The organism is Mesorhizobium cantuariense (genome assembly GCF_042647205.1).
Taxonomy (GTDB): domain Bacteria; phylum Pseudomonadota; class Alphaproteobacteria; order Rhizobiales; family Rhizobiaceae; genus Mesorhizobium; species Mesorhizobium cantuariense.
The window spans coordinates 886957-912327 of sequence record NZ_JBHRVD010000001.1; the positions used below are offsets into that span (position 1 = coordinate 886957).

Here is a 25371-nt window from a genome sequence, read left to right on the forward strand (position 1 = left end):
AAAATCCCTGCGACAGTTGTGGTTGACTGCCCATTTTCTTTCGGCTACGTTGCAAACGTTTGCAGAGCCTGCTGCAGTGGGAGGAGACGATGAGCACGATACGGCCGCGCGCGATCCTAACGTCTGCAATCAAACACGTCCCGCTCGATTGCCACGCCAAGATGGTCATCCATCCGTCTCGCAGTGTCTCCACCGCCTCCTGTTCCCCTCATCAAAAAATCGGGTGAAGCCGGCAATGACGAGCAACCAGCACGCTGCTCAGTTCAACGGCTTTCTTCCGCAAGCAGCCGGAATCGCTCTGTCGGCCACCGGCATTTGCCGGCACTTCGGCGCAACCCAAGCTCTCGATCAGATGGAGTTGCAGGTACTTCCAGGGGAGGTGCATGGACTCGTGGGGGCAAACGGGGCCGGCAAATCCACCCTCGTCAAGATTCTCTCAGGAGCACTGAAGCCCGACTCAGGCACCATCACTGTTGGCGGGTGGCATGGCGAATCTTTGACGCCACGTCGGGTCCAGCAGCTCGGGCTTGCGACGATTTTTCAGGAGCGCAGCCTGGCGCCTAACCTCACCGTCGTGGAAAACATTGTGCTAGGTCGAGAGCGGACCATCGCCGGCCTGTTCTTGACGCCGGATCATCAGCAGCACGATGTCGAGGACGTGCTTCGGCGTGTGGGCCTCAATGTTTCGCCGATGACGCCATTGTCGCAACTCTCGCCTGCTGCGCAGCAACTGGTCGAGATAGCAAAGGCACTCTATCGCGGCGCGCGGCTCATCATCATGGATGAACCGACCGCCGTGCTGGGAGCAGCGGAGACCACCAGACTTCTAGAGCTTGTCCGGGATCTTTCCAGCAAAGGCGTCGCTGTCGTCTACATCTCGCATCACTTGCACGAAACGCTCGCGCTGTCGGATCGCGTTACCGTCATGCGCGAAGGGCGGGCGGTTCTAACTGCCCCGTCTAACAGCATGACGCCGCAGACACTCGTCGAGGCGATGATCGGCCGGCATGTCGCCTTGGCCAGGCCAACCCAGTTGAAACTGGGCGATGTCGTCTTCTCTGCGCGGGCCCTCGGGCAAGGTCGGCGACTTTTCGGGATCAATCTAGACCTTCGCGCCGGCGAGATCGTGGGGCTGACAGGTCTGGTCGGCTCCGGCAGGTCCCGGCTCGCGCGGGTCATCTTCGGAGCGGAGCAGCCAGACAGTGGCGAGATGTTCCTTTTTGGCAAGCCCTACCACCCCGCCAGCCCGGCCGAGGCAATCACTCTAGGCGTAGGGCTAGTCCCCGAGGATCGCAAGACGGAGAGCCTGCTACAGCAAATGACTGTCGCTCAGAACGTGACGCTCACCCGGATGCCCGCGACGCCATATTGCGGTTTCATCCGGCTCGGCGAGGAACAAAGGACCGCCATGGCGTGGGTCAAACGCCTCAAGATAAGGTCGGCCCTGCCTGGGTTCCCTGTCTCCACCCTGTCGGGAGGGAATCAGCAGAAGGTCGCAATTGCGCGTTGGCTCCACACGAAGGCTCGCCTGATGATCTTCGATGAGCCAGGGCAGGGCGTCGACATCGGCGCTAAGGAGGAGATCTTGCAGACAATCGGCGCGCTCGCGGGTGACGACTGCGCGGTCTTGGTGATTTCAAGTGACCTGGAAGAACTTACCCAAGTCGCCAATCGTGTGCTTGTGCTGCGCCAGGGGCGCATTGCCGGTGAACTTACCGGCGCAGAGGTGACGGAGCAGCGGGTGCTAGAGCTGGCGATGGGAACCACTTTGCCGGTCAGCATGGATGAGCCGGTAGCATGACAAGTAACCCTGAAAATGCGGTCGGCGCCGGCACCAACGTGAAGCCCCGGCTACCTGCCCTTGGCCGAACGGTACGCGTCTATCGTTCTCGGATCGCGCTCGCCTCGGTCATCCTGCTGCTGATCGCAATCACAGCCACCCAGTCATCGGTATTCCTGACCGTTCACAATTTTGTCAATGTCGCGTCTCAGGTCGCGGTGCTCGGCGTTTTGGCTAGCGGTACCACGCTGTTAATGGTCTCGCGCGGCATGGATTTGTCGATCGGTTCCAGCCTTTCGCTGTCGGGGATGGTGCTGGCTTTCGTGATGCTGCAAGGCGCCCCGATCTGGCTGGCAATCGTGGCATGTCTTGCGGTTGCAGCGGCAGTTGGTGCGGTCAATGGCACGCTGGCCTCTTACTCCCCCATCCACCCCTTCGTTATCACACTTGGCGTTCTTACACTGCTGCAGGGACTGGCGCTTCTCGTTTCACAGACGCCCCTGTACGGGTTGCCGAACGAGTTTATCACCTGGGGCAGGTTGAAATTTCTCGGACTACCGATCGCGGTTGTCGTTTTCGCGCTTGTTGCCCTTTTTTGCCACATCCTTTTGCGCGCCACAAAGTTGGGCCGTTGGCTCTATGCCATCGGCGGCTCCGAGTCAGCCGCTCACCTCGCCGGTGTCCGCATTAGAACCGTTAAGATCGGCATTTACACGCTCAACGGTCTGCTTGTCGGCATTGGTTCGATCTTGCTGGTGAGCCAGATCGGTTCGGCTGGAGCCACCATGGGGGCAGGGCAAGAGCTCAGCGCCATTGCCGCCGTCGCCGTCGGCGGAACCACGTTGGCGGGCGGCAAGGGCGACATGATCGGAACTCTGCTTGGCGTCCTGTTGCTCGGGTTAATCAGCAATGCTCTCAACCTAATGTCGATCAGCCCCAACTGGCAGTACGTGCTCCAGGGTCTCGTCATTGTCACCGCAGTCATGGCGCAGCGAGACGCAAAATAAGCAATCTCAGCCAACCGTAAGATCAAACAGGGAGGAAAATCATGAATGTGGAGACAAAGTACGGGGCGATCAGGAAGAATCTTGTCGGGCGAAGCGGTGTTGGCCTAGCACTTGCGGCATTTGTGTTCGTGCAACCTGCAAGCTCGGCAGACGGACCTTTGACCGGAAAGACCGTCGCGTACATACAGACCTACAGCAACCCTTACTATGACGGGACCGCCGATGGTGTGAAGCTTGCCGCCAAGAGCTTCGGTGCAAGCACGCTCGTTCTTGTCTCGAACTTCGATCCAGCAACCGAGCGCGCGAATGTTCAGGATGCCATCACAAAGAAGGTTGCCGGCGTGGTGCTCGAACCTTCGACGGCTCAAAGCTCCGCGTCCAACTTGGCCTTGTTGAAAGAAGCTGGAATCCCCGTCGTGGTCCTCTACGGATACTCTCCGGACTTGCGCGCGGAGGCGGCCGGCTTCGTCCATGTCAACTATTCCAAGACTGGTGAAGCGGCAGGTGCTGCCCTCGCCAAGGCTCTCCCTGCTGGGGGCGTGGGCGTGATAACCGGTGCGCTCGGCCGTGGCGACGCTGAAGAGATGCTGGAGGGTTTCAAGCGCGGCCTCCGGGATGACAGCAGGATTGTCAGCGTTGTCGATGGTCTCTGGGATCGCCAAAAGGCATTCAAGGCAGCACAGGACATCGTCACCAAAACGCCCGACCTGAAAGGACTGTTCGTGATGAACGAGCCTATGGCGGCAGGTGCCATCCAGGCCATTGGCGATAAGGTGTCGGAGATCACAATTGTAAGCCAGAACGGTTCGCCCGAGGGCCTCACACTCATCAAGCAGGGCACGCTTGTCGCTACATCTGCCTGGTCGCCAGTGGTTGAGGGGATCATTGCGACCCGGATTCTCGATGACACTCTCAACGGAAAGCCACTGGCGGACTCCGACAAGGTCTGTCTTGTTCCATACGTCACCGTCACCAAGGACAATATTGCCGAATCTCCATCTTGGACGCCTGATGAGGCGACACTGGCAAGTGCCATGGCCACCAAGTGCGGCCGTCCATGAAGGTCCTCATTGAATGAGGTCAAAGCGTCGATAGGCAGCACGAGCAGGCGGCCCGCAACAGTTTGCGCGCTCGCCGCTCCAAGGTGGCCATCGGCGATTGCTAGGAACAGTATAGGTATCTCGAGGCAGGGGATCGGCAATGAGCCTTCACATTGACAGTCACGCGGCACCTCATCGGGGCAATCTACCGGCTTCACCTGTGTTCAACCCCCGGGCTTGTTCGTGCATGAGCCACTGGAACCCCCATTTTCAGTTGCACCAACACACTGTTGCGGCGGCACCTATCGCCGCGACAAACGGCGCGCCGGGCCTGTCGAGGTTGCGTGCCACAAACCCGGCAGGCGTGGCGGAACCAAAGCCCGGGAAAGGCCAGCGGATTCTGATCCGCGGCGGTACCGTCGTCACAATGGCTGATGACCATCGTGACTTCGCCCCCGGCGACATTCTGATCGATGGGGATCGTATTGTTGACATCGATCATAAGATCGACGCCACCGACGCTTTCGTCATTGACGCTACGGGTATGATCGTCGTTCCAGGTATGGTCGATACGCACCGCCACACCTGGCAGTCCACGGTCCATACGCTCGGACCGGATTGGCTGCTGTCCGACTATTTTGGCTTCATGCGCGGCGTGATCGGGCGCGTATACCGACCGGAAGACCTTTACATCGCAACCTTGCTCGGCGCGCTTGAGGGCATCGATTCCGGCACAACAACGCTTGTCGACTGGGCGCATCTGATGAACACTCCGGCACACGCTGACGCCTCGGTGCTTGCGCTCAAAGATTCAGGCATTCGTGCAGTCTTTGGGTATGGAAATAGTAACGCGGGCTACGAATTTCCAAATACGCATCGCCTCGATACGATCGATGCGAGACGGGTGCGAGATCAGTACTTCTCAGGCGCCGGCGGGCTGGTCACCATGGCGATAGCCGCACGTGGCCCAGACTACTCATCCCGGGAAGTTTGGATGGACGACTTCAAGGCGGCCAGGGAGCTGGGGCTGCCGATCACGGTGCATGTTGGCTCGAACGGGTCCTACTCCTATTCTGTCGGCCAGCTTCACGAGGCAGGGCTTTTGGGTCCTGACATTACCCATGTCCACTGCAATTCGTTGAAGAGCGACGAATACAAGATGATTGCGGACACCGGCGGGACCGTGTCGATCTCCGTTGAATCGGAAATGCACCTCGGGTGCGGCGCCAACCCGCTGTCGCGGCTGCTGGCCAATGGAATCCGACCGAGCATCTCGACTGACGTGCCGAGCGTGAATTCCTGCGACATCCTCGGTGCGTTGCGAATCACCCTTGGCACTCATCGCGGCCAAATATCGCAACAGATGCTCGACCATTCGGGCGAGAAGACTGAATCACGGCTAACGACCCGTGATATCCTGGAGTTTGCCACCCTGCGAGGCGCAGCCGCGGCGGGTCTGTCAGGAAAGACGGGGATGCTTGCCGCAGGGATGCAGGCTGATATCGTCCTTCTGTCCTACAAGCGTGTAGGTCTCTTCCCGCTTCACAACCCGACTGCGCTCGTGGTCATGAATGCAACTCCAGCGGACGTGGACACCGTCGTGATTGCCGGCAAGATCATGAAGCGTCATGGCGTACTGGATGTCGATCTCGCCGCGATTACGCGTGCGGCCGAGGCGAGCGCTGACTACTTGTACTCGCAGTCAAAAATGAAACCGCGTCCGACCTGCTATAGACTAGGGGCCTAGAGAGCCGAGAGCGTGTGAGACCGGTAATTTCTCTGGGGTTACGCGGCGCGCAGAAGGGGTGGTTTGGGCTTGAATAATGGGCGCACGTTTGGCTCTGGCTGTCGGAAGGGTGCCCGCAGCCGATCGCGAAGTTCGCAATTGATCTCCGCCGTCCGGACTTGCATGAGCATGTGGGCCCCGTAGGAGGACCTGCGCATCTGCTGCTTTTTGACCATCCGCTTGCCGACGAGTGAATTCACCGCCGACTCGGCCAGAGCGGAGGCAACGCGAAGCCCAGCCCGATAGCGCTTTCCATAGTTGACGATCGCGCCGCGATCAGGAGCTGCGAGGCGAGGCTATAAAGCCGTGCGATCGAGAACTCGCCGTCCCTTTGCGAGTCTTTCAGTCTCGCCAGGAGTTGCTCCAGGTCGCAGATCGCGCCATCGACCCGCCCGTGCCAGAGACGCCACTTCACGGCTCTGATGTCCCTGTCGATGGTTGGAAGCACTTCAAAAGGGTCGGACTGGGAACGATGTGATCGGCGATCTGCTGCATGGGCTGGATCTTCATGGCAATGTGGAACCAGTCGATGATGTGGGCTGTCGGCTTCGGCATGGCGCGGGGCAGCCGCTTCAGGATTTCGGCGCCGTCCGAGATCACGGTGACGTTGCCAAAGCCGCAATAGCCTTCTTGCTGAAGTGCGTGGAGGGCTCGATCCCGGATTGCAGCCTGGTCGGTGTTGCTGGTCACGAGGTAGCGGCCACCGACATCACCCCGACCGCCGCGGCCGCATCGAGCTACAACGAGCTCGAAGTTTCGCGCGGAATTGGGATCGGCGCTGCGAACATGTGCCGTATCGATGCTGATGACGAACTCTTTGCGTCGGTCGCCGGGAAGCTGCATTTCAAGCTGGCTTCGATCGTGCCTTTGAGCTCGCGCGCGCCTTTCTTCCTTCGCGATCTGTTCATCGAGCCGTTCACCGATCCTGATGGTCCGCTTGCGCACGGTCACGTACGTCTCGGTGGGTTCAATGGGCAGAAATTCGCCAAGCACCTTCGCTGCCTGCCGATACGGCATCATGCTTCCCAATCGCGCCGTCAGTTCAATCAGTTCAGGCGTGGCTCGATCAGGGCAGATCTCGTTGAGTGGTGCGAAGGCAGCGACCATGCCAGGATGGCAATCCCGGCAGAGCATCCAACGGGGATTGCGAACCTTCACGGTGCCGAAAACAGTTCTGATTTTGCGCGTCCCATCGCTGCCTCCTTGAAGAAGCGACGGTGATGGACTGCTTGGGCTAACAACCCGTATTCGACCCCAGAGAAATTACCGGTCTCGCAGCGAGCCAAGCGCGAATCTCAAATTAAATGCAAATTCTCAATTGTCTGCTGACGCATAGATCCTCTAGTCGACGAATCGCAAAGGAACGATATCGCGTGCTTTGCTGAGTGCACCTGGGACGACGAGGTATTGGATGCCCGAGAAAATCAAGTTGATCCGACGCTCGGCGCTCAACACGGGCCGCGGCGCTAACCTCTCCGGATAATGACGAAGCATCGAAACAGCCGTTGCCGTCCCTTTTCCCAGTTAGCAGCGCTCCATTTTGAGGGCTCGATGAGGGTATGTTTGACCGGAGACCGGCTGACGTAACGCGGAGGCCGTCGCCAACCGATGGCTGAAAGCAGGCCTCGCACAGTTGTTGCGATGCCGGATGTGCTCTTCGCACGCTATCCGGCGCACCGTGCACTCGCCGCAGGTTCTCATCTGCTGCGCGCTTCGCCCTGCGGACAGCAGACAGCGAAGCCTCCACTGCCTCGAAAAGCTCGCGACGGTGGCTCAATTCCGTGACCGGCTCGCCATTTTGGGGAGGTAATCCGTGCAGATGCCTGGCGTGGATCATCCAATCCATCTCCTGACCGCGTCATTTGGCACCGACCTCTTTCAGCCGGCGGATCCTTCCGACCGCCGGATCATGTTGACGATCCCTCGGGAGATTTGCCTCTTGTAAAGAACATGACGGTCTGCGCCGTCTTACCTACGTTGCTGTTACTCTACCGTGCAGTGGCCTTGGAAAATATGACAGATGGACCACAATAATCGGGTTTAAGCTGAAGATTTCTCAGCGAATCCTGAAAAAAGGGAACAGCAGGTCTTCGATCTTCATGATGCATCAAGCGGTCGCCCTTTGCAGTCCGCTGAATGTGTTTTGCGGACGCGGCAGACCGAAATGGTCCCGCAGCGTTGCCCCGTCATAGTCGTGTCGGAAAAGTCCGCGCCTGCGCAAGATCGGCACCACCTCCTCGGCGAATATGTCGAACCCGCCCTGTAGATAGGGCGGCATGATATTGAAGCCGTCCGCGGCACCATTGTCGAACCATTCCTGGATTTTGTCGGCGATCTGTTCGGGTGTCCCGGTTTGCACCCAATGCCCGCGCGCCCCGGCGAGGCGGTGCAGCAACTGGCGGATGGTTGGATTCTCGCGCTCAATGATGTCGAGTACGACGTGGAAGCGGCTGCTCGCGCCGCGCTCGCCCTCGACGCGGATGAGCTCGCGCGGAAATGGCCCGTCCAGATCGTAGCCGGAAAGGTCGGCGTCTACGATGCGGCGTAGCTGGTGAAGAGAGTATTCCGGCTGCGTCAGCTCATTGAACTCGTCATGCAGTGCCCGGGCTTCCGCCTCGGTTGAACCGATGAAGGGGCTGATGCCGGGCAAGACCTTGACGTGGTCAGGGTTGCGGCCAACCGACTTCACGCGCGCTTTGATGTCAGCGTAAAATTCCTGCGCGTTGCCGAGTGTTTGATGGGCTGTAAATATCGCCTCGGCATAGCGGCTTGCGAATGATCGTCCGTCTTCCGATGAACCCGCCTGGACGTAGACCGGACGCCCCTGTGGTGAGCGCGGAAGCGTGAGCGGGCCCTTCACCCGATGATATTTGCCGATGTGATTGATTGAGTGGATCTTGTCAGTGTCGGCAAAAATTCCAGAGTCCCGGTCCGAGACGAGCGCGTCGTCCTCCCAACTGTCCCAGAGCTTGGTCACCACATCAACGAATTCGCCGGCGCGCTCGTAACGGTCGGCATGGGTTGGATGTCGGTCAAAGCCGAAATTCAGCGCGGCGGACGCATCACCCGTCGTGACGATGTTCCAACCGGCGCGCCCGCCGCTCAGATGATCGACCGAAGCGAACAGCCGGGCGAGGTTATAGGGTTCGTTGTAGGTGGTCGAGGCGGTCGCGATGAAGCCGATGCGTTGCGTCACGGCGGCAAGCGCCGAAATCCAGGTCAGCGGCTCCAGCCTGAAGCGGCTTGCGTAACGGATGTTGTCGGCGAGCGCCGGCCCATCGGCAAAGAACAGCGCGTCGAACTTGCTCGCCTCGGCCTTTTTCGCCAGTTCCTGATAATAGGCGATGTCCAGCACTCTCTCAGGGGCGGAATCCTTGTAGCGCCAGCCGGCTTCATGATGGCCGCCAGGATAGATGAAAAGATTGAGCTTCAACTGTCGTGATTCGGCGGGCATATGTGGGTCCTCTTGGGTGGTGACTCTGAGCGACAGGTTTTCGACCGGTCAGACCGCAGCACAGGCTTCGTCTCGACGCCGAGATGACGCAGAAGTTCGGAGCGAATCTCGCCGAACCGGCGATCGCCATGATCGCGTGGCGTTGGGATATCGATTGCGATGTCGGCGACGATCCCGCCCTTGTCGAGAACCAAAACCCGGTCCGCCAGCGTCACAGCTTCGTCAACGTCATGGGTGACCAATAGGACCGCCGGTTGGTGACGGGCACAAAGCTGACGCAGCAGATCGTGCATGCGCAGGCGGGTCAGTGCGTCGAGTGCGCCGAACGGCTCGTCCGCCAGCAGCAGTTCGGGATCACGGACCAGCGAGCGCGCCAATGCCACCCGCTGCTGCTCGCCACCAGAGAGCTCGACCGGCCAAGCGTTCTCACGGCCGCCCAGGCCAACTTCTTCGAGAGCTGCCCGTCCGCGTTTGGCGGCGTCCGGTAGGTCGAGACCAAGAATCACATTCTCCAGCACTCGTTTCCATGGCAACAGTCGGGCATCCTGGAACACCACCGATTTCTTATCGGGCGTTTCGAGCCGGCCGGACCCGGATACTTTGTCATCGAGATCCGCGAGCGCGCGCAGCAACGTACTCTTGCCCGATCCGCTACGGCCGAGAAGGGCGACGAACTCCCCCTTGTCGATGTCGAGGGTGAGCCCGTCGAGAATGGTTCGCGGCCCGAAGCTTCTGACAAGGCTCTCGACCCGCACGACGGGCGCGCCGCTCAATCCGCCAAGGTGCGACGCCATGACAGCGACCTTTCCTGGAAGAAGCTGACGATGCCGTCTGAGGCGAGACCGAGCAGCGCGTAGAGGACGAGGCCCACGATGACGATGTCGGTCTGGCCGTAGTTGCGTGCGAGATCGATCATATAGCCGATGCCGCTCGTGGCATTGACCTGTTCGACCACCACCAGGGACAGCCAGGCATAGGTCACCGCGAAACGCAGGCCCAGGAAGAAGCCGGGCAGGGCGCCTGGCAGGATGACCTCGCGGATGAATTCGCCATAGCCCATTCGCAGGGTCTGGGCCAATTCGACATAACGGCTGTCTATGCTGCGCAAGCTGCTGTGGGTCTGGATATAGACCGGGATCAGGACAGCCAGCGCGATCGTCGTCACTTTCATGCCCTCGCCGATGCCGAACCACAGCATCAGCAACGGGATCAGGGCGAGCGTCGGGATCGCCCGCTTGATCTGAACGGGACCGTCGATGATCGCTTCGCCAAGCCGGGACAACCCTGAAATGAGGGCAAGCACGGTCCCGATCAGTACGCCGAACACCAGCCCCTGCGCCGCCCGCCAGGCAGACGTCATCAGATGACCCTGAAGCTTGCCTTCTGCGATAAGATCGACGGCGGTGCCGACAACTGACCAAGGCGCCGGCAGCGTTCTTGGATCGATCAGGCCGGCGACACTGCCGATGGACCAGACCACAAGAAGAAGTGCGGGCCCAACCAGCGCGCCAAACGGGATCGCACGCCCAAGCGCCAGGCGACGCCTCGTCCCGGTCTTGCGGGGCTTTACGGCGGGCGGGATCAACGCCCTTTCATCAGATGCATACCCAATGGTGGGCGCAACCGCGGCGGGGTGTGAGAATGCGTTCATCTGCGTCGTCTCCAGTCTTTAGAAACGGGCGTCATGACGCGTTCAGCGCATTTGTGGCGATCTTCTCGAAGCGCCTGTCGAAAAGATCCTCGGCCTTGATCGGGGGCCTGTTCAGTTCCCGGGCCAGGAGATCGATCGTCGCCTGCTGGCGCGCGATCACGTCGTTCCAGTCGGGCGGGATGTCGAACTGGCCGTCGGCGTCGACGAGATACTGGCCATCTTCGCTGTTGAGCCCCTGCGTGGCGACATAGTAGCCTTCGATCCACTCTTTCGGATGCTCCTCCACCCATCGGGTCGCAAGTGCCCAGTAGCGCACATACTCGCCGAGAGCGGCAGCTTTGGCCGGGTCGTCCAGCACCGACTGTGGCGCATAGAGATGGGCTGGATCGTCGCGCAAGCCATGTGGGATGGTGGTAGCGCCGTCGGCACCATACTGGTGCAGATAGTGCTTGATGAGGACGCCCCAGATCGGCGCGACATCGACTTGGTTGCTGGCAAGTGCCACCGGATAGGCATCGCCGTTGCTGGGCAGTTCGATGAGATTGACGTCCTCCTTTTTCAGGCCGGCGGCCTGCAGCACCCTCAGCACCAGCGCGCCCTGCGCCTGACCCGGGCTGAAAGCAATCCGTTTGCCGCGCAAGTCCGCGAGCGTCCTGACCTCGACGCCGGGTGCAATGCCGAGCTGATAAATCGGGTGCGCAACCGGATCCTTGCGGAACTTCGCGGCTATGATCTTGACCTTGAGCCCGGTCCAGGTCGCGTGGATGGGCGGAATGTCGGCGACCGATCCGACGTCCAGCGCATTGGCGCGAAAAGCTTCGATTGTCTGTGGACCGCCGCTGATATTGGCCCATTCGACCTTGAACGGCAGTTGATCGATCAGACCCGAGAGTTCCAGCGCCCTTTGCGTCTCGGGATCGCCGATGCGAAGCACGGTGCCCTCCGGGATTTCGGTCGGTAGTTTACCCGCGTCCGAACTACCCGCCTGAGCCCCGAAAGGCGGGGAAGAAGCGACCAAGGTCACCGCAAAAGCGGCCACGAGGGCGCCAAACCTTCTTCTCGAAAATCTCTCCACAGCTAACATCCTCGTCTTGCTCCAATTTGGAAATGGCTTCCTATTTTCGCGGTTTATTATGTCTATCAATTTTATAGACGATAAAGTATCGGATGCTGTTCTTTGCCGCCGGAGGGAAACGCTGTTCGCCTCCGATGCCCATTTGGGGGCATGCGTCGCTCGACACGCCAAGACGTCGCGACTGGCGGGTGATAGTCCCGCCCGACTCGGCCTTCCATGCCCAGACGCGGTCGACGAAAGATTTGCGCCACATGTCGCGACGATTGGGACCGGTAACTTCTCTGGGGTTAGGCGGCGCGCAGAAGGGGCGGTTTGGGCTTGAATAATGGAGGCACGTTCGGTTCTGGCTGTCGGAACGGTGCCCGCAGCCGATCGCGAAGTTCGCCATTGATCTCCGCCGTCCTGACCGGCATGAGCATGTGCGCACCGTGGAGAGACCAGCGCATCTGCTGCTTCTTGACCATGCGTTTGCCGACAAGCGAATTCACTGCTGACTCGGCGAGGCTGGTGGCGACACGAAGCCCAGCTCGGTATCGCTTGCCATAGTTGACGATCGCGCCGCGGTTCGATCTGACATAGGTCAGGAGCTGCGAGCCGAGGCTATGAAGCCGTGCGATCGAGAACTCGCTGTCTCCTTGCGAATCCTTCACTCTCTCCAAGAGTTGCTCCAGGTCGCGGATCGCGCGATCGACGCGCCCATGCCACAGGCGCCACTTCACGGCTCTGATGTCCCTGTGGATGGTTGGAAGGGGCCTGGCACCGTCCGCGAGATCGAACCATGTGGTCGGCGATCTGCTGCATTGGTTGGAGCTTCATGGCGATGTGGAACCAGTCGATGATATGGGTGGTCGGCCTTGGCATGGCGCGGGGCAGGCGCTTCAGGATTTCGGCGCCATCCGAGATCACGGTGACGTCGCCAAAGCCGCAATATCCTTCTTGCTGAAGCGCGTGGAGCGCTCGATCTCGGATTGCGGTTTGGTCGGTGCTGCTGGTCACGAAATAGCGGCCACCGGGTTCGCCTCGACCGCCGCGACCGCATCTGGCTACAACGAGTTCGAAGTTTCGCGCTGCATTGGGATCGGCGCTTCGCACATGCGCTGTGTCGATGCTGATGATAAACTCTTTGCGCCGATCGCCGGGAAGCTCCATTTCGAGCTGGCGTCGATCATCAGCTTGCGCCCTTGCGCGCCGTTCTTCCTCTGCAACCTGCTCGTCCAGCCGTTCACCGATCCTGATGGTGCGCTTGCGCACGGTCGCATGCGTCTCGGTAGGCTCAATGGGCAGAAATTCGGTGAGCACTCTGGCGGCCTGCCGGTACGGCATCATGCTTCCCAGCCGCGCCGTCAGTTCCATCAGCTCGGGCGTCGCCCGATCCGGGCAGATTTCCTTCAGTGGCGCGAAAGCAACGACCATCCCTGGATGGCAATCCCCACACAGCATCCAGCGGGGATTGCGCACCTCCACCGTGCCGAACACAGTTCGGATCCGGCGCGCCGTATAGTCTTTGACCGGCCGGAACGTGTGGCAGTCCGGGCAAACCCGCCGAAACAGAGCATAGGCATTCTCCTCCTGGTTTACGACCGCGCTCTGCAGCGCCGTCATGATCTTCTTGCCGTCTTCGATCGACAGGCCGATTTCGCCGTCGAACAGGCGCTCCCAGCTCTTGTCGACCCGGACCTCCCGACGACAAACGTCGCCGAACTCGCTCTTTCCCTCGATTGTAATTGTCCACTACACCGCCATCGTTGCTTCTCCGAACAAAGCGACGGTGATGAACTGCTCGGGCCTAACAATCCGTGCTCAACCCCAGAAAAATTACCGGTCTCTCGCGCGGGAGCACCAACAGAAGCGCGATCAGGTGCTTGCCGGGCTTGAGCGGGCCAGCGACAGGGTCGAGACGAGCGCTCCCACGAGCGGCAACCGGGATGTTCGCAAGACGACGGTCAGGCTTCATGACGGTCGCACGGTGAGCGAGTATGACGACCTGCAGCACGACAGCTACTACATCTCGGTGAAGACGCCCAATGGCCAGGGAGGGGGCCAGGGAGGGGGCCAGGAGAAGGCCAGGAGAAGGCCAGGAGAAGGCCAGGAGAAGGCTGGCTCCGTGCGCGATGGCCAGGTGCTGCGCACGAATGTGAGCCGCAATGCCAGGACGGGCGCGGTGACGACGCGCACCGATGACGACCTTGGCAGCGGCGACGTGGTCGAGCGGACACGGCTTGCGAGCGGCGTGGAGATCGACAGGACGACGCACCGCGACGGCTCGAGCCAGACGGTTGTGACGACGGTCGACGGCAGGAAGACGACGCTTGGCGCGGGTCAGGATGCCATGGGCAAGGATAGCCCGGCAATTGCCAGGGCTGTTGAGCGGGGCGACAGCCTGGATGCGATCGCGGCGCGGCAAGGTGTTGGGCGTGAGCAGATCGAGGCCGAGCTTGCGGCTGTCGGGCTTGGGGTGCGCAGCGGCGACAAGGGAGGGGTGAAGTCGACGGAGCTGGTAGCCGCGATGCCAGACGAGATCTCGCGCAGCGATGACGCCAAGGGCAAGGTGACGATCGATGTCGTGGATGGGCAGGGGCGTCGCCGGCGCACGATCACACAAGACCTCGATGGCCACAAGCGCAAGACGGTCGAGGAGACGTTCAACGGCTATACGCTGACGACGGCCGCTGACGGCCACATGCGGCTGAGGCAGGACGCGACGGGGCGGGAGTGGACGATCAAGGCGGGGAGCGCGGGGGCCGCCCTTGCGCATACGCTGCTTGCGATCGACCCGCACAGCCGCGATGCGCGCACGGGCAAGATTGATTGTCCAGGCAGCGATCGAGACCATGCTTGGGGCCGATGAGCTTGACCGGTTGCAGCACGATGGGGTCGGAACAAGAATTGTTCCGGCAGACACGCGGCCTTTATCAACCAAAGACAGCTACGGCTGATTTGATGATGATACCCCCCGCGGGGCTTCGGCGCATTTGGCGTCCCGTGGCGGCGCGAAAGACGCTCAATCGAAAACTCAGGCTATGACCGAAACTAATCTCATCCCGCTCTAGCGGCAGCGAGACCGTGCATAACGAGATCGAGATGGGCTTCGATATACCTCGGCGTTTCGAGATCGAGACGACCGTCGTGCATCAATGTTTCGACGATCAAGGACAACGCAGGCGCAAGTATGACGCGTGCAACCGCCGCAGGCCCGTCCCGAAATTCACCCTGACGGACACCTTCGTCGATGAGCGCCTGCGTCATGGCGAGGATCGGCTCAATGAGTTCGACGTGATGCGCATTAATGAGCTGGGGAAAACGTACGCCCTCAGAAATGGCGAAGCGGAGCAATTCCCGGGTTCTGCGATCCCCCATAACGTGTTCGTAGAAAAGCAGGATCAATGACCTGAGCCGCTCGGCGTAACTTCCCGTCAGATCCTTGGCGTCGGCTAGGACGTCCTCGAACGGTACCGCGATATGCCGTGCCATGGCAGAAAACAGAATTTCCTTAGTGGGGAAGTAGACGTAGACCGTCCCCTTTGTCACGCCTACCCGTGCGGCGATATCTTCCACGCGCGCCGCCGTGTAGCCTTGCTCGATAAATTCCTCAAATGCAGCATCGAGGATCTGGGCAGGCCGGAGGGCCTTCTGTTCAGCGCGCGTCAGCTTGTTCATGTTCACATTACCTAACCAAGAGATCCTATAGGGCCTAACACGTCATAATTATTTCATTGACTTTCTGGTAAGTCAACCGTAATCAGCTGGAAAAAGCGACTTGAGAGGCGAATTATGGGACAATTGACAACGGGATTTTTTTTAGGGTTTTCAATGGCATGGCTCGCGGCTTGCGCTCCTAAGGAAGAAACTCGACAGAAAGATACGCGACACGTGGAGACGGTAGCTGTTCAAGCCGTACCGGTGTCGGAAACCATTTCGACGACCGGCGAGATCCGTGCCCGAATCCAGTCCGATCTTTCATTCCGCGTCAGTGGCCGCATCATCGCGCGGTTGGTGGATGTTGGTGATCGCGTCAAGGCCGGGCAGATTCTCGCGCGCCTCGATGCGCAAGAGCAGAAGGCTGACCTCCAGGTTGCACTTGCTAACCTCCAATCTGCGGAAGCGCAGCACACGCAGGCCCGGCAGGCATTTGACAGACAGCAGAGCCTTTTTGCCGCAGGCGTGACCAAGCGGGCTGCTCTAGATGACGCACGCGAAGCCCTTTTGACGACAAGGGCCACGGTTCAGTCGGCGCAGGCCCAGCTGGATACGGCCCGCGATACACTTGGCCAGACGGACCTCAGGGCGGATGCCAACGGAATCATTACCGCCCGCAATGCCGAAGTAGGTCAGGTGGCGCAGGCTGCCCAACTTGTTTTCACGCTCGCCCATGACGGTCCCCGAGATGCCGTGATCAATGCCGACGAGTCCGCTCTTATCGGGCGCGAGCTCGAAGACGTTGCCAAGGTCAGGCTCCTGTCGGGCAAAGACGAGTTTCGGGCCAAGGTCCGAGAGGTGTCGCCAACCATCGATACCACGACGGGGACGATCCGGGTGAAGCTCGCTCTCGAAGATGCGCCTGACGCTCCCCTGGGAAGCGCCGTGATTGCCACCGCGCGGTACAAGCCCGAGGCCGTCATCGAGTTGCCGTGGTCGGCCATGGCCTCCTATGCGGGGCGGACGGCCGTCTGGCTCGTCGATACGAAGACGAGCGTCGTCTCCCTCCATCCCGTGGAGGTCGCGGCCTATACCAGTGGACGCTTCTCCGTCCAATCTGGCTTGTCTATGGGGGACATTGTTGTTTCCAACGGTACGAAATTCCTCAGCGACGGCGACGTCGTGTCTTACGAAAGAACCGCCCGATGAAAATCGATCCTCGCCTGACCGCGCTTTTGGCGGCGGCCGCGTTGCTGTCCGCTTGCCAGAAGGAAGAGGACGCAGCATCGGTGCCCGCTCGCCCCGTCATCTTTCAGATAGCCGAACCATTCGCGCAGGCGGCATTCACTCTGCCCGGCACTGTCCAAGCCCGCATCGAGACCGAGTTTAGCTTCCGCATTTTGGGCCGCGTCATCGCCCGCAACGTCCAGGTAGGCGACCTTGTCAAGAAGGGCGACGTCCTGGCAGCCATCGATCCGGTGGCGCTCGAGCTCTCTGTCAAAAGCGCGCAGTCCGATCTCGCCAATAGTCAGGCGCACCTGGCCAACGCCCGAATCACCGAAGACCGGCAGAGAACTCTGCTCGAGAGACAAACCGGGGCGAAGGCCACCTTCGAAACTGTCGAGCAGGAGCGCAAGACCGCAGAAGCCGCGGTCGCCAAGGCCCGGGCAAATCTCGACAAGGCGAACGAACAGCTGAGCTATTCTCGCCTGCTCGCCGAGTTCGACGGCGTCGTCACCGCGACGACAGCCGAGGTGGGGCAAGTCGTCTCGCCGGGGCAGAGTGTCGCGACGGTCGCGCGACCGGAAGAGCGCGACGCGGTCGTCGATGTGCCCGAAGCCGCCGGTGACCAGTTGACGCTCGGCGCATCCTTCGACGTCGCCTTGCAACTTGATCCCCGCATTCACGCCAGGGGCGTGGTCCGCGAAATCACGCCCGAAGCGGACGACGCGACGCGTACGCGACGCACCCGGTTGACGCTGATCGATCCGCCTGAAGCACTCAGGCTCGGCTCGGTCATAGTGGCCAGATCCATGGGGGAGGCCAAGACTTTGATCCGGCTGCCCTTGTCCGCGATTCGGACCGAGGGATCGAAGGCATTCGTTTGGATCGTCAACAACACGACCGGCAAAGTCACTTCCGGCCCGGTCAGGCTTGCCGAACAAACTGTTCCAAGTGGCCCTGTCACCGTGATCGACGGGATTAACCCTGGTGACAGAATCGTCACCGCTGGCGTCAACACGCTCGAAAACGGCCAGGCCGTTCGCGTCGACCAGGAGACCATCAATTGAAACCGTTCAACCTCTCAGACTGGGCGCTCGATCACCGTTCACTCGTCTGGTATTTCATGATCGTCTTCATCCTTGCAGGCACGTTTTCCTACTTCAACCTCGGTCGCGAAGAAGACCCTGCCTTTACCATCAAGACGATGATTATCAACGCGCAGTGGCCGGGCGCGTCTGCGGAAGAAATGACCCGTCAGGTAACGGACAGGATCGAGAAGAAGCTGGAGGAGCTTGACGCGCTGGACTACACGCGAAGCGAGACGATCGCCGGCCAGACCACGGTCTACGTCGAATTGCTTCCGACCACCAAAGCAAGGGACGTGACGGGCAACTGGCTTCGCGTCCGCAACATAATCAACGACATCAAGGGCGAATTTCCCAGCGGCGTCGTCGGTCCGTTCTTCAATGACACCTTCGGCGACGTTTATGGCAACATCTATGCGTTCACATCCGACGGCCTGACGCAGCGCCAGCTTCGCGATCTGGTGGAAGACTCCAGGGCGAAGCTTCTAACGGTTCCGAATGCGGGCAAGATCGACATCATCGGGGCTCAGGATGAAGCCGTCTATCTTGAATTCTCGACGCGCAAGATCGCAGCGCTCGGCATCGACCGCCAGTCCGTCATCGAAACGCTTGAAGCCCAGAACGCTGTGGCGCAGTCCGGCTTCGTTGATGCAGGACCAGAGCGGATCGCGTTGCGCGTCAGTGGCCAATTTACGAGCGAAGAAAGCCTGAAAGCCATCAACCTCAGGGTCAACGATCGATTTTTCCCGCTGACCGACATCGCGACGATCAAGCGAGGTTATGTCGACCCGCCGGCCTCGCTCTTCCGCTTCAACGGACAACCTGCAATCGGCCTGGCAATTGGCATGACGGCGGGTGCCAATCTGACGAACTTCGGCAAGGCGCTGGACGAGGAGATGAAGCGCGTCGTGGCCGATCTTCCGATAGGCGTGAGTGTTGAACGGGTTTCCGACCAGCCGGCCGTGGTGGAAGAAGCAGTGTCCGGCTTTACCAAGGCACTGTTTGAGGCAATCGCTATCGTTTTGGCGATCAGCTTCATTAGCCTTGGGCTGCGCGCTGGGCTGGTGGTCGCGATCTCGATCCCGCTCGTACTGGCGATCACCTTCGTCGTCATGGAATATACGGGCATCTCTCTCCAGCGCATTTCGCTCGGCGCTTTGATCATCGCGTTGGGGCTCCTCGTTGACGACGCCATGATCGCCGTCGAAATGATGGTGGCGCGCCTGGAGTCAGGCGACGAGCTGCGCAAAGCCGCCACCTATGTCTATACGTCGACTGCCTTTCCGATGCTGACAGGCACGCTTGTCACCGTCGCCGGTTTTATCCCGATCGGCCTCAACAGTAGCGCAGCGGGCGAATTCACCTTCACCCTGTTCGTCGTCATTGCCGTTTCGCTCGTGGTATCCTGGGTCGTGGCCGTCCTGTTCACGCCGTTGCTGGGCGTGGCGATCCTGCCCAAGACGATGAAGTCGCACCATGAGCGCAAGGGACGCGGCGCACGGGGATTTGCCTGGCTGCTGGGAGCTGCCATGCGCTGGCGCTGGGTTACGATCATCGCCACCATCGCTGTTTTCGGCCTCTCGCTGGGCGGTCTTGGCCTTGTGCAGCAGCAGTTCTTCCCGGCGTCCGACCGCGTCGAGTTAGTCGTCGACTGGAGTATGCCCCAAAACAGCACGATTACGGAAACGAACCGCCAGATGACGGATTTCGAACGAGAGAAACTCGTCGGCAATCCCGATATCGACCATTGGACCACACATGTCGGGGAGGGCGCGCCGCGTTTCATCCTATCTTATGACGTGCAGACCCCGGCTGTCTGGTTCGGGCAGGTCGTCATCGTGGCCAAGGACCTGGAGGCAAGGGACAGGTTGCGCACAGACCTGCAGGCTTATGTAGCGAAGACCTTTCCCGGTACCGACGCTTTTGTCAAACTCCTGGATATCGGCCCACCGGTGGGCAAGCCCGTCCAGTACCGCATCAGCGGCCCGGACATCCAGACGGTGCGTGAGCTGTCGCATCGCTTTGGAGCCATCGTCAACCGGCATCCTCTCATCGCCAACATGACCTATGACTGGAACGAGCCCTCGCGCGTCGTGAAGGTGGACGTGCTCCAGGACAAGGCTCGCCAGCTCGGCGTCTCTTCAGAGGATATCGCTAACGCACTCAACAGCATCGTCGAAGGGTCCTCGGCGACGCAGATCCGCGACAGCATCTACCTCATCGACGTGATCGGCAGGGCCCAAGACGCTGAGCGTGGCTCGATCGAGACGCTAAGAGACCTCCAGCTTCCGGGATCAAACGGCAAATCCGTACCGCTCTCCGCAGTCGCCAAGTTCCGCTATGAGCTCGAACAGCCTATGATCGCGCGAAGGGATCGCATTCCTACGGTCACGGTGAAGGCCGCGGTCACCGGGCCGACACAGCCCGCGACGATCGTGGAACAGCTCAAGCCCCAGGTCGAAAAGTTCACGAAAGCTCTTCCTGCGGGATACAAGGTCGAGATCGGCGGCTCGGTAGAATCGAGCGCCGACGCGCAGGGACCGATCGCCGCGGTCGCCCCGCTCATGCTGTTCGCCATGGCGACGATCCTGATGATCCAGCTCCAGAGCTTCAGCCGCCTGTTCCTGGTTTTCGCAGTCGCTCCGCTCGCGCTGATCGGCGTCGTGGCGGCACTCCTGCTCAGCAATGCGCCGATGGGCTTCGTAGCGATCCTCGGCGTGCTCGCACTGATCGGTATCCTGATCCGCAACTCGGTCATCCTCGTCGTCCAGATCGAGAATCTGCGAAGCGAGGGCGTGCCGCCGTGGCGTGCGGTTGTCGAGGCCACGGAACACCGCATGCGGCCGATCTTGCTGACCGCCGCGGCCGCGACGCTCGCCCTCATCCCCATCTCCCGGGAAATTTTCTGGGGGCCCATGGCCTATGCCATGATGGGCGGGATTGTGGTCGGCACGGTGTTGACGCTTCTCTTTCTCCCGGCCCTATACGTGGCCTGGTTCCGGATACCACGAGAAGATCCGGATGCCTCCCCAGATGCTGCACGTGCTTGATTAGCGAAAGGGCGCTTGCGAGCGCCCTTCTTTCTCCAGATTTACCCTAAGGCACGTCGATGCACTCCCTCCTCTCGATCTACCCGTGCAGATCACGGTACAGCCTTGTCATTCTTGCCGTCACGGTCAGCCTGATGGGATGCGCTTCTCGGCCAACATCCGCGGTGCTTGAGCCCGCGGCGATCAAGCAGGTCCAGGGCGAGAAGGATTGATTTCTTCGATCTGGGCATCGTAACATTAACCGACGGTCGATTTAGGTATGCGATGAGTGGGCATGACGACTGTTGCCCCTTGATCGACTTTATCGCCGCCACCGTTTTCCCGCTGACGTGATTGCCCATGCGGTCTGGCTTTATTTCCGGTTTCCGCTCAGCTTGCGAATGGTCGAAGATCTGCTGGCTGCCCGTGGCATCACGGTCTCCCACCAGACGGTGAAGCTGTGGGCGGAGAAATTCGGAAGGCATTTTGCCAATGACATCCGGATGCGCTCAGCCGGAAAGCTCGGCGACAAATGGCACCTCGACGAGGCCGTCATCACCACTCGGCGCGGGGAGAGAAACACTGCCTTTGGCGTGCGGTCGATCATGACGGTTTCGTTCTCGACGTTCTGGTGGAACGCCGCCGCAATGCCAAGGCTGCCAGGCGTCTGATGCGAAAGCTTCTCAAAGGTCAATGCCGCTCGCCGCGTGTGATGGTCACTTGCAAGCTTCGATCCTACAGTGCTGCCAAGCGCGATATCATGCCGGGCGTCGAGCATCGCTCACACAAGGGCTTGAACAATCGCGCTGAGAATTCTCACCAACCGGTCCGACGGCGCGAGAGGACTATGAAGCGGTTCAGGTCAGCGCGACAGCTTCAACGCTTCGTCTCCATCCACGATCCCATCGCCAACCTGTTTCACATTCCCCGCCAAAACATTCCACTGACCATCATCGCGAGCTGCGAGGAGCTGCGATGCAGATGTGGCCTCAAATCGCCCGTCTTCAGAGCACCTGATGGTAGAGACCCGCAGACGGCTCTGTGCCGGTCGTCACTAAGTTTACAATGCCACAGCGGCGACGTCGATTATGGCCACAAGCTCAATTTGACCACCGGCCGAAGCGGACTGATCCTTGACCTCGTCATCGAAGCCGGAAACCCGGCCGACAGCGAGCGGTTCTTGCCGATGCTGGAGCGCCACATCGGCATCTGGGACCAGGCGCCGCGGCAGGCGGCGGCCGACGGCGGCTATGCCAGCCGCGAAAATCTGCGCCGGGCCAAGGCCTGCGGCGTGCGCGACATGGCCTTCCACAAGAAGAGCGGCCTCAAGGTCGAAGACATGGTCAAAAGCAAGTGGGTCTATCGCAAGCTGCGCAACTTCCGCGCCGGCATCGAGGCCGGCATCTCCTGCCTCAAACGTGCCTACGGCTTGGCGCGCTGCACCTGGGGCGGGCTCGACCACTTCAAGACCTATGTCTGGTCCTCTGTGGTGGCTTACAATCTCGCACTCTTCACCCGCCTCAAACCGGTCTGACGCCACTCATCGGGTCGCGTTCAGTGGCACGCCGGCAGGCGCTGGCCGATACCCTATGCTGGCATGGCCGCACCAAATGCTCTCGCTCGCGATCTGCACGCCTCGTGCCATCCCGCGCTACCAAGAAGCACCGGTTGTGCGGCCAGAACGACCCTTCAAACCCCATGCTGCCGCAATCCAACCCGCAGGACAATCGGTTCAGCAGTACGCGGCACAGTGTCGACATTCCTCGCGCTCACTTTGGCGCGGCCATGCAAGGTTCTCCATCTGACTTGCGCAACAGGGCACTGGGTAGCATGCGCGACACAGCGTCATCGGAACCGAAGCCTGCCGCGCGCACGAAGGATAGAAAAGGCGGTGGACTGCTTTCTCGGGTTAAGTCGGGGCTTGGCAAAGTGTTTGGAGGAAGTCGCGGTGAAAAGTCGTTGGGCGGCTCAGCGTCGGATGCAGTCGATTCAGAGCTTCGTATCTACGCCTATAAGCGCACCCGTGCGTCCGAAGAGGACGCAGCCCTCATTTCCGAGTTCGTGCGCGCGTCGGCAGGAAGTTATGCTTCCGGTACCCTTCAGGGGATGGTGGAGCAACTGAGCCGGTTCAGCGAGTTCCTCAACTCTAAAAACTTGACACTGGCCGGTCTGGTTGAAAGCCCTGTTCAGTTGAAAGCCCATGCGGATGAATTTGTGAACGCGGGGGGCATCAAGCGAGTGCGTGCGGCATTGGAAGCGCTTCGGAAGTTCCGCGCCGGCGAGTTGTTGCCTCGGCCTTCTGCGCCACCTCGTCGTTCTCAGCCGCCTGCTCCTACCGGAGACCCGCTACTCATTCACCAGTTCGCGGCAGCAGCCCGGGCACTTGAGGTGCCCGACAAAACTATCAGGTCTCATACGCAGATTCTTAATAGCTTTTCCAAGTGGCTCACGGCCAACCAGAAGCCATCCCTGACGTCTCGGTTTCGAACCGAAGAAATAGCCGAGGACATCATGGCATTTGGCGAGGAGAATGACCCCAAGGGCCGCCTCTTTACGGCCCTCAATCATCTCCGAAGGATTCAGCCTGACTCGGCAGGGTTCGAAGCGCTCGGATCCGGGCCCCGCGTCATGGGGCGCCGTACTTTGAGCGCTTGTGAGAGCGACGCCGACATCATCGACGACGCGACCAACGAAGCCTTGCGTAAGCTTGGACCGGCAGCGACTGCCAAAGAGAGGGCGCCTATCCTCAAGATCACTAGCAATCAGCGCAAGCTTAGTGACTGGCTGAAAAGAGAGGGAAAGGAGAGCATAGCGAGTCGACTCAACGGCAATGAGCAGCAGAAAAAACAACTGCAGAAAGATATTTCGGAGTTCAAGCGAGCCATTGGCCAACCGTACGTCGGGTTGGGTATCAACAAGCTTCGGCACCCCAGGGCGACGAACTCCAGCACGGGCTGCATCCTTATGACGACGCCGCCAACATCATCGATGGCTTGGTCGAGGGAGAGTTGAGCAAGCTCGGATCCGGCCGGACTGCCAAGACCGTCCGCAATACTGCTTCGGGGCAACGAAAGTTCAGCGATTGGCTCCGAACAATGGGCAGGGAGAGCATCGCGAGCCGGATCAACGGCGATTGGCATCAGCGCGAATCATTGGACAGAGATTACCAGGAGTTCACGAAAGCCAACGGCAACGTTGGCATTGGCTTCAAGAGGCTTGCGCAGTATGTGCAAGTCGTCGAGGCAAACAGGGCGCTGGGTGTAGCCTTCCCTGACCAGCCGGGTCGGGAACCGCAGCTAGCCGGCGCGAGCTTATCGTGGTCGCCGCGGATGCCGTCAGACTTTGACCTAAATGAGTGGCCGACGCCGGAAGGCCCGCAGGCCGGACGACACGAAACGGCTGTGTCGAGCTCGACCCGGTCGCCGCGAGTGCCGCCCGACTCTGAGGCGAGTATGCGGCCAACCCCGGAGGGCGCCAGCTCGGTCGTCAGAGATCTACCGCGGCCTCCATTCTTTCGTTGATCTGCCGTCCACACCGCAGGAGACGCGTGACGACGCTCAGTCAGCGCAGGTGCCTGGTCCGGCCGCCAGTCCGCCGTTCTCCATCGGGCCATCAGGCGAGCCTCTGGAGCTCGAGGATATCGGATATCTCGTCGGCGAGGATTGGCAGCATGGCTCACAGCCGGTGCCGGACTTCCTGCTCGATGTACTGGACAACAAGATGCTGTTGCCGAGTCCGCGCATGGTTCCGCGGCCTGTCTCTATCAACGGTGAGACCTACTCTATCACGTTGGGGCCGCGAGGGCGCCGCGATGCTCAATTTATCCATCATCCTCGCCCATCCTCGGTTCCAGATGCTCAGATCGGTGCTTCGGCTACGAGTGCCTCTTCCCACGACCGCGGACGGGTGCTCGGAGCCAGAGAATGGCTCGGCGACGATCATATTCAGCGGGATTACGAGTTCGTGGCGCAGGAGTTGCGTGGGACTAATCCGGATCTCGCCGCCCGGACGCGGTTCGTGGATCCTCTGATAGCCTTTCAGCTTAACCACGGCGCCGATAGCGACGCGCTACGCGCATTCCATCGCATTGTCCATGATCGGAATGGTAACGATACAGCTGACTTCCTGTTTCTGCCAGTGAACGATGCCAGCGCTACGGATCTTGATCGCCGCGGCGACCATTGGTCGCTGCTGCTCATTGATCGCCGCGCGCGGGAAAGGCCGGTCGCCTATCACTACGACTCCTTCCGCCCGCTCCACCACACCATTGCAACAGAGCTCGCAGAACGGCTGGGCGCCAGCAGCCTGCAACCAATGGGCATGGCCCGGCAGCGGAACAGTTTTGATTGCGGCGTGTTTGTGCTGGATGCCACGCGGGAGCTGGCTCGACGGTTGGCCCAAGAACCGCGGCCACGCCGCGAGTCGCTGCACCTCGACAATCTCGTCGCCGATCGGCGGGCACTTCAGGAGCGGCTCATGGCTCAGCCGCCTGCGCGAGACCAGTCTGCTGGCCCTTCGCGAACTCGATGATTGGGCTGATCAAGTTGTTTGGAGCGGCTCTCGCCGGCAGAGAATCGGACAAGAATAGCCGCCGCGGTACCAGG

Annotated in this window: 16 protein-coding genes and 3 pseudogenes; 12 read left to right on the top strand and 7 right to left on the bottom strand. The window is 60.5% G+C overall.

The genetic code is table 11. The annotated features are described in order from the left end of the window. Positions 1–235 precede the first annotated feature (235 nt). From ACFOJ9_RS04220 to ACFOJ9_RS04235, 4 genes are all read left to right on the top strand, one after another. A complete protein-coding gene (locus ACFOJ9_RS04220; protein WP_378922635.1) occupies positions 236–1801 on the top strand; it encodes a sugar ABC transporter ATP-binding protein in 1566 nt (521 codons plus the stop codon). Further along, positions 1798–2787, top strand: coding sequence for an ABC transporter permease (locus tag ACFOJ9_RS04225; protein WP_378922637.1), 990 nt, complete (start codon positions 1798–1800; stop codon positions 2785–2787). Before ACFOJ9_RS04220 ends, ACFOJ9_RS04225 begins: the two co-directional genes overlap by 4 nt. A 41-nt stretch (positions 2788–2828) precedes the next feature. Continuing rightward, on the top strand, positions 2829–3848 hold the full coding sequence (locus tag ACFOJ9_RS04230; protein ID WP_378922639.1) for a sugar ABC transporter substrate-binding protein: 1020 nt from the start codon (positions 2829–2831) through the stop codon (positions 3846–3848). Between the two features lie 226 nt (positions 3849–4074). Beyond that, positions 4075–5574 carry an amidohydrolase family protein gene (locus ACFOJ9_RS04235; protein ID WP_167392230.1) on the top strand — a complete coding sequence of 500 codons (1500 nt, stop codon included), beginning with the start codon at positions 4075–4077 and terminating at the stop codon, positions 5572–5574. Positions 5575–6024: 450 nt separating this feature from the next. Here ACFOJ9_RS04235 and ACFOJ9_RS04240 read toward each other — a convergent pair whose 3' ends face one another. The 6 genes and pseudogenes from ACFOJ9_RS04240 to ACFOJ9_RS04265 all read right to left on the bottom strand — a co-directional run bounded on the left by ACFOJ9_RS04240 (position 6025) and on the right by ACFOJ9_RS04265 (position 13518). Continuing rightward, positions 6025–6720, bottom strand: a complete 696-nt coding sequence (locus ACFOJ9_RS04240) for a hypothetical protein (protein ID WP_095088747.1) — start codon at positions 6718–6720, stop codon at positions 6025–6027. Positions 6721–7720: 1000 nt separating this feature from the next. Next, on the bottom strand, positions 7721–9067 hold the full coding sequence (locus ACFOJ9_RS04245) for an LLM class flavin-dependent oxidoreductase (protein ID WP_378977026.1): 1347 nt from the start codon (positions 9065–9067) through the stop codon (positions 7721–7723). After that, positions 9043–9861, bottom strand: a complete 819-nt coding sequence (locus tag ACFOJ9_RS04250; protein WP_378977028.1) for an ABC transporter ATP-binding protein — start codon at positions 9859–9861, stop codon at positions 9043–9045. The genes ACFOJ9_RS04245 and ACFOJ9_RS04250 overlap by 25 nt, the downstream gene beginning before the upstream one ends. Further along, positions 9837–10718, bottom strand: a complete 882-nt coding sequence (locus tag ACFOJ9_RS04255) for an ABC transporter permease (protein ID WP_378925705.1) — start codon at positions 10716–10718, stop codon at positions 9837–9839. Before ACFOJ9_RS04255 ends, ACFOJ9_RS04250 begins: the two co-directional genes overlap by 25 nt. Positions 10719–10749: 31 nt before the next feature. After that, complete coding sequence (locus ACFOJ9_RS04260; protein WP_378924500.1) at positions 10750–11802, bottom strand: ABC transporter substrate-binding protein; 1053 nt, start codon at positions 11800–11802, stop codon at positions 10750–10752. A gap of 278 nt (positions 11803–12080) precedes the next feature. After that, positions 12081–13518: pseudogene (locus ACFOJ9_RS04265) on the bottom strand (ISKra4 family transposase). Positions 13519–13651: 133 nt separating this feature from the next. Between ACFOJ9_RS04265 and ACFOJ9_RS04270 the strand changes: the two are divergent. After that, on the top strand, positions 13652–14641 hold the full coding sequence (locus ACFOJ9_RS04270; protein WP_378977030.1) for a hypothetical protein: 990 nt from the start codon (positions 13652–13654) through the stop codon (positions 14639–14641). Between the two features lie 188 nt (positions 14642–14829). Here ACFOJ9_RS04270 and ACFOJ9_RS04275 read toward each other — a convergent pair whose 3' ends face one another. Further along, entirely contained in the window at positions 14830–15450 is a 621-nt protein-coding gene (locus ACFOJ9_RS04275; protein ID WP_378924497.1) for a TetR/AcrR family transcriptional regulator, read from the bottom strand. 114 nt (positions 15451–15564) lie between these two features. Between ACFOJ9_RS04275 and ACFOJ9_RS04280 the strand changes: the two genes are divergently transcribed. From ACFOJ9_RS04280 to ACFOJ9_RS04310, 7 genes and pseudogenes are all read left to right on the top strand, one after another. Continuing rightward, positions 15565–16638, top strand: coding sequence for an efflux RND transporter periplasmic adaptor subunit (locus tag ACFOJ9_RS04280; protein ID WP_378977032.1), 1074 nt, complete (start codon positions 15565–15567; stop codon positions 16636–16638). Then, positions 16635–17720: an efflux RND transporter periplasmic adaptor subunit gene (locus tag ACFOJ9_RS04285; protein ID WP_378977034.1), complete on the top strand. Its 1086-nt coding sequence runs from the start codon at positions 16635–16637 to the stop codon at positions 17718–17720. Before ACFOJ9_RS04280 ends, ACFOJ9_RS04285 begins: the two co-directional genes overlap by 4 nt. Further along, positions 17717–20788, top strand: a complete 3072-nt coding sequence (locus ACFOJ9_RS04290) for an efflux RND transporter permease subunit (protein WP_378977036.1) — start codon at positions 17717–17719, stop codon at positions 20786–20788. The genes ACFOJ9_RS04285 and ACFOJ9_RS04290 overlap by 4 nt, the downstream gene beginning before the upstream one ends. 284 nt (positions 20789–21072) lie before the next feature. Continuing rightward, positions 21073–21784 (top strand): annotated as a pseudogene (locus tag ACFOJ9_RS04295) (IS6 family transposase). A 55-nt stretch (positions 21785–21839) separates the two neighbouring features. Then, positions 21840–22301, top strand: a pseudogene (locus ACFOJ9_RS04300) (transposase); the annotation flags it as partial. A 296-nt stretch (positions 22302–22597) separates the two neighbouring features. Next, positions 22598–23779 (top strand): hypothetical protein, encoded by a 1182-nt coding sequence (locus tag ACFOJ9_RS04305; RefSeq protein WP_378977038.1) that lies wholly within the window; start codon positions 22598–22600, stop codon positions 23777–23779. A gap of 558 nt (positions 23780–24337) precedes the next feature. Continuing rightward, entirely contained in the window at positions 24338–25297 is a 960-nt protein-coding gene (locus ACFOJ9_RS04310; protein WP_378977040.1) for a Ulp1 family isopeptidase, read from the top strand. Positions 25298–25371 lie beyond the last annotated feature (74 nt).